Origin of the sequence: Paenibacillus sp. 1001270B_150601_E10, assembly GCF_015558675.1 — a bacterium.
GTDB lineage: Bacteria > Bacillota > Bacilli > Paenibacillales > Paenibacillaceae > Paenibacillus_B.
The window spans coordinates 257413-263516 of the sequence record NZ_JADMOL010000007.1 but is presented as its reverse complement, the minus strand read 5'-3'; the positions used below and the strand labels follow the sequence as shown (position 1 = coordinate 263516).

General features: G+C 35.4%; 7 protein-coding genes. 2 read left to right on the top strand and 5 right to left on the bottom strand.

Annotation, left to right across the window (positions count from 1 at the left end; all coding sequences use genetic code 11):
* Positions 1-209: 209 nt before the first annotated feature.
* The 5 genes from I2H74_RS17230 to I2H74_RS25320 form a co-directional block, all read right to left on the bottom strand.
* Entirely contained in the window at positions 210-497 is a 288-nt protein-coding gene (locus tag I2H74_RS17230; RefSeq protein ID WP_195575461.1) for a recombinase family protein, read from the bottom strand.
* Positions 494-649 carry a hypothetical protein gene (locus I2H74_RS17225; protein WP_195575460.1) on the bottom strand — a complete coding sequence of 52 codons (156 nt, stop codon included), beginning with the start codon at positions 647-649 and terminating at the stop codon, positions 494-496. The genes I2H74_RS17230 and I2H74_RS17225 overlap by 4 nt, the downstream gene beginning before the upstream one ends.
* Positions 650-737: 88 nt before the next feature.
* Entirely contained in the window at positions 738-1034 is a 297-nt protein-coding gene (locus I2H74_RS17220; RefSeq protein WP_195575510.1) for a hypothetical protein, read from the bottom strand.
* Positions 1035-1627: 593 nt separating this feature from the next.
* On the bottom strand, positions 1628-1867 hold the full coding sequence (locus I2H74_RS17215; RefSeq protein WP_195575459.1) for a hypothetical protein: 240 nt from the start codon (positions 1865-1867) through the stop codon (positions 1628-1630).
* Entirely contained in the window at positions 1860-2063 is a 204-nt protein-coding gene (locus I2H74_RS25320) for a helix-turn-helix domain-containing protein (RefSeq protein WP_195575458.1), read from the bottom strand. The genes I2H74_RS17215 and I2H74_RS25320 overlap by 8 nt, the downstream gene beginning before the upstream one ends.
* 703 nt (positions 2064-2766) lie before the next feature.
* On the opposite strand from I2H74_RS25320, the gene I2H74_RS17205 reads away from it, so the two are divergent.
* The gene (locus I2H74_RS17205; protein ID WP_195575457.1) at positions 2767-4041 is read left to right on the top strand and encodes a DUF4365 domain-containing protein; all 1275 of its coding nucleotides are present in this window, start codon (positions 2767-2769) and stop codon (positions 4039-4041) included.
* 409 nt (positions 4042-4450) lie between these two features.
* Positions 4451-6040 carry an HD domain-containing protein gene (locus tag I2H74_RS17200; protein ID WP_195575456.1) on the top strand — a complete coding sequence of 530 codons (1590 nt, stop codon included), beginning with the start codon at positions 4451-4453 and terminating at the stop codon, positions 6038-6040.
* The last annotated feature ends 64 nt before the right edge of the window (positions 6041-6104 follow it).

Sequence of the window (6104 nt, the reverse complement as noted above, 5' to 3'; positions counted from 1 at the left end):
GATTTGATTTGTTCGATAACCAAACGGAGGCACGGATACAACTCGATTTCCTTGAGTAGCACTGGATTTAAGCCCCCATTTTATCTTGTTGGATAAGCTTAAATTTTCCTCCTCTGCAAGTACCGCTCTCAAGTTGAAGTTTAATCTGCTGTTGCTCTTTTTAGTGTCATATCCATCTTCAGGAAAAATAAGCCTAATGTTATTGCGTTCTAGATTATATCCGCCGGGTTCATGCTATTAACCGTATTTCTTCCTAAACGTGAAACCGATTTAGCGATAACAACGTCGAATTTCTTCTTTTTAGAATCTTCGAGCAGTCGTAATATCTCGGTTCGGTTCTTCATACCCTGACCACTTATACCGTTGTCAATGTACCGTTCAACAACTGTGAACCCTTTTTCCTTAGCAATACTTTCCGCCAAGGCAATTTGATTCTGCAAGCTGTTCTTCTGTTCTTCTCTCTTCGTACTGACTCTAGCATAAATAACACACTTCATTGTTTCGCCACTCCTTCCATGTGTGAAGGAATGACATTTGCTCTATCATTATCGTACTTTTGGGCTTCAATAGTGTCAATCTGAAGGCTTAGTATCGAGGATAAAATATCCTCTAGGGAAGCTATTCCTACGAATGTGCGTTCAATTTTCATTGTTGATTCCCCCTCCAAGGTAACCATCGTTTTATGGTGGGGGGCTGTTGCGAATCATTCTGAAAATAATAAAACGATAATTTGATAGCTAATCAATAAGAGTAATCCAATCATTTGAATTGACAGAGAAATTCATTCTTGCACAATTCATTGCTTCACTCATAGTATCAAGAAGGAAGTCATTAACAACTTCCCAATTACAGTCGCATAAGAACAGGTAGTATCTATCATCATCCTTGTATTTTATTATTGCTAATGCAGTTATAAAAACTTCATTAGTAGTTCCATCTTCTTCCTCAAATATGACTGAACTTAATTTGCGTGATGTATCATTAGTTGTAGTTTTTAAGACTTCTGCACCGTCTAGGTGTGTAGGGAATTTCATTTTATACATCACATCCCTAATTATGGTTATAAATTCATCATATCAAAGAGTATGAAGACTTACGACTAGTGTTGTTCTTCTCCCCACCCCTTTGGGGTGGGTTACGTCTTCTTGTGGTCGCTCCGCTTCGCTTCGCTCGGGGGCTTCGCCCTGATTTTTTTTGGATTATTTATTTAATGGAAACACAGGTGGGTAAGGAAACATTATTCCCCTTAATGGGGTAGGGGAATAAGAAACACATGTGGGTTTAGGTTTCCTGCATGACATCAGACATGCTCAGGTACGGCTTTACCACGTGCATGATAAACATGCTCTGTCATGAATCCCTCGCCTTTAGGCGACCGTGACGGGGCTACAAATGATTGTAGTATCTGAGAATGAAGTACAACTTCAAAAACAAATACCTGTCCATCTAACGGGGCAACACCTACTTGTGAACGCAGGGGCATTTTTTAACGTGTTCTTCTGCGACCACGGGTAATGCGTATATGTTATTTCTATAAGAATAATCGTTATAATGAGCAAATTGTTTCGTTACTAGCCCCCACTAATTAAAGTAGGGGCATTTCGCTCATGTGAGAATACAACCAACACTACTGAGACTTAGGAAAGAGCGAAGCTACATCAAATCCCTTATTATGTAGAACATCAATAAGGTGGTCTTCTTCCACTTCATAAGGATATTTACCGTATCCTCGCTCATTGTAAGGGATTCTTTGAACCCGTAATTGACCGGATTTAACCCATTGATAAACAGAGTCTTCGGATACGAACTGACCACGATTGGAAGCCGATAGCTTTCGGGCGATAGTTGCCAAAGTGTAATTAGCCAAGTTGTATTCCTCCAATTCGATTTTGTTGTTTCCTTGCGTAGTTCATGACCTCTTCCGGTTCAAGCCGCCACAGGCTACCTATCTTTAACGCCAAGAGTTCATTATCGTGAATCTTACGATAAAGAGTTCGTGGTGATAAGTTTAGGAAGTATGCCGCTTCTTCCAGAGTCAGCAGTCTATCACTCTTAATAACCATATTCTTCTCACCCCTTTTATTACATGATAAGGAGGGGGTGTCTATCTTTAACATATGCATGGTAACGATGTCCCCAGTAGACATACAGAAGCTGTACAAATCTGTAAATAACGGAAGAAAACGAACTTAACTATTTCACACTTTGGAATGGTGGTAACTGACTATTTTAGGAGTAAAGAAGAGCAGAAAGTTTCGATAATTAGGTTATAAAATTGCACCTTTTATGAGTAGGACAACCAAATGGGCAAAATTTCTCAAGGGGAAAATAGAGGTAAACTCTGAATGAGAGAGCAAAAACGAATCGTCAGGCACTGGGTACATCATTGCGAAAGCAAACATCATGATGATAAGCTATATTTAATACATTTCAAGCTATATTGATTGGTTAGCACCCAGTCGTGAGAGCTATGTTAGTCGAAATCGATGTTTTTTTCAACAAATTATTGTTTACGGTAGGAAATGTAATCAATTTGAGTTGAAGAGAATGTATCATGATGCATTGACACAAGTCACAGATATTAAGGAACTAGCCGAAGTATTTTGTAATCTACATAATTTTGTGATAGTGCCGTATTCGGCAGATGTGCAAGTGGATTTTGTTATCGACACAGATACTAACAGAATCTATTCTCCTACATATTAAAACTGATAAGAATATGGTTGAAATAGAGAAGTTTGATACCTGTAAAGGAGTGACGAAGTAGTGCGTTCTAAGCTCGATTCAAAGCAAATTTCTGAGTATTTATCTAAAGTATTTATTGAAAAAACAATCGTTTCCAATGGATGGAAATACAGAACACAAGAAAAGGACAATGACATCGATGGTGAGATTGAATTTTTTACCGATGAGGGCGAAACTACAGCTAAGATAATTAAGGTGCAGTTAAAGGCAACTAATGAACTGAAATATAATGAAGACTCAGTTGTTTTTGATTGCCCTATAAAATTTTTGAATTTTTGTGATGTATGTGATTTTCCAGTCATCTTAGTAATTTACGGTGTTACTGAGGAAAAAGCCTACTGGATATGGGCGCAGAAATATATCTTTCAGGAATTGGATAGTAAGGGTGTAGATTGGAGAAAAAACACGTCGACTATAAGAATTAGAATACCAATTCAAAATGAGGTTAAAGAGGATGCTGAATTTTATAATGCCATAGAGAGCATCTCAAAAGTAGGAGTTAATGAACAACAGCAATGGAGGAAGCAAGAAACAAGCGAATACTATTTTACCATATTGGAAGAAAAGGATAATTCAACTGGTACGAAAAGAAGAATTAGTGCAAAAGTTTATGTTGAACGTTCATTTGCAAGTTCGAAGGATTCTTTAATTGAACTTATAAAAAAGATAAATGAAAAAGTGAAAAATAATAATTATTTCAAAAAAGTCTTAGAGTCAGGGAACGATGCGAATAATCCTGAATATGTATGGCTTTATTTTTATGATGATATAATTCAAAATGAGTTTGGTTTACCTATTTGTCGCAGTGAATGGATAAACAACAATGGCAAAAATGAACCAATTCTCCTAAAAGAGTTCGACCACTATATTAAAAGTCATAACATAAGAATCAAATGGGATGATAATTATAGACCATTGCATGAATTTCTCTTATTAAACTCCACTTCTAAGAATGACTACTTCAAAAAAATTAGAAGTATAGTTACTTTCGCTAAATACGAGTTGGATAATTTAACGAAACTTTTTAATGAAGTTGATAAATCGGGATTTTATGAACATATTAGTTCAAAGAGAAAAAACTATAGAACAAACTTCCTTTTAATGAGTGATATTTTACCGCCTTATGAATGTCGTAAACTAAACAGAGCTCTTTACAATGCGCTTACAGATTTAGATAACCTTGCAATAGCAATAGAACAAGAACAAGGAAACGAGTTTTATTTATACACTCAATTCATCGAAAAATTTCCTGTTCATTTAGCAATAATTCATTATGAATTAGAGAAGATAATCTAACAATAAAATGAGTGAGCAAATGTCATTCCACCGTTTAACGCTACTCTCTGTACTCCCTGTCACCTCGTCACATGTGGAGAGTGTGGCTTTATTGGTGAGGAGTTAAATAGGTTCTCAAATGTCTTTCAATTAACAATATAGTGAACAGCAAGGTAATTGTCGAAATGAGGCTCCTACTGCAGGTAGGAGCCTTTTTTTGTTATAGTAAAAGAAAATAGTGCCAATAGTTCTGTTACTTATGTTTTCTGCGATTTCTCATATTCCAGATAGCTAAGGTTGGTAGAGTTTTATGTAATATTTAGAAATATTTTTAAATTAATTTTTAAAAATTGATATATATGTAGGGTTTGACTTAAAATGATATGGAAATATTGTCTAAATTAAAAGTGATTTTTTAGGAGGGTTTGTTTTGGAATTTGTAGAGGAACTAGGGCTCGTACGTAGTATAAATGACCCAATTCACGGAGTTATTCATCTAACTATGGAGGAGATGAGTGTAGTTGAATCTCCTCTATTTAATAGACTTCATCATGTAAGGCAAAATTCGTTTTTATATAAAGTATTTCCTTCTGCAAAACATACTAGATTCGAACATTCTATTGGCGTCATGAATTATGCACATCAAATGTTACTTGCTGTTCTTGAGAACGGTTACATTGCTAAGCGACGAGGAGATATAGCAAACAGCGAGGATGACTTCAATTCCGCGCTAACAAGAGGTGTAGGTATAGATTTAAATGGACATCTAAGAGAAAATAAAGAACTTTTCAAACAGACTTTTATTGAGCTTAGGTTAGCTGCACTTCTTCACGATATTGGGCATGGCCCATTATCACATTTATTCGATGCATTTGCACCGAATGTGGATGAATTTTTACGAATAATCTCTTCTGATGAAAATGTAGGCGGAGATGATATCTTTATTTCAAGTATTAAACAACTATTAAGAGATTATGAGCTTAAGCAGATTAAAAAGGAGAAAACAGATGTTAGAATTGAACATGAGCACGTATCTTGCTATTTTATATATAAGATTTTGCATAAAATTGGGTGCTCACAAGAATCCATTTATAATATTCTAACCATCCTGAAACCAGAATTAGCTTTAGGAAAGTTAATGGTTCCAATATTTAACCAAGAGTATGATATTCTTCAATTACTTAATGATATAGTTGCTAGTGCACCGATTGATTGCGATAGGATGGACTACCTTAAGCGCGATAGCTATTTCGCAGGAGTTCCATATGGTAACTACTCTGAAGCTAGAGTTCTTAAATCAATGTTAGCGTATGCTATTAATGATAAAAAGATAAGATTAGGGTTAAAGCAGAGTGGATTACATGCTGTTGAAAATTTCCTTCAAGCTAGATACGAGATGTATGTCCAAGTATATGGTCATAAGACCAATGAAGCTTGTAGGGCAATGTTAAATTACGTTACTGAAGAAAAAGGATTGAATTTTACAAGTTGGTCAGAGAAGCAATTGACGGCAAAGGATTTTGAAGAGTTATATGTTTCCTTAAGTGATGAACAGTTTATTAATCATCTCCTTAAAAAACTTGGAAAGGAGAGAAAAAAAACACTTGAAGATATAAGAAAAAGAAATCTGTGGAAAAGAGTTTATGAAGTAGAGGAGTTTATCGATGAAAAAGATAAGGTTACCACGTTAAGTGCTAAATTTTCCGAAGGCTTCGAACAAATCATAAAAGAATTTGGTGAATCTCAGTTAATGAAATTCAGTGACGAACGGTTTCCTTTAAAAGATATGGGTCAAGGAGCACAACTTTTAGAGAAATCAAGTTTAGGTTATTATGTTGTATCACCTCAAAAAATAAGGACTAGCTCACAGATAATTCAGTCTTTGAATAATGGGTTGCGTATCTTAAGGGTGTATAGTTTGAACCAGGAACGTATAAGTGAATTTAAAAAATTTGCTTCTGAACATATCCTGCCCCAGCTTACCCAAATCTCTAACAAACAGAATATGGAAAATGAATAATACTATGTTAACATGAATTTGAACGATGAACTCACTATTGAGGGTTCATCGTTTTAAAATGTTA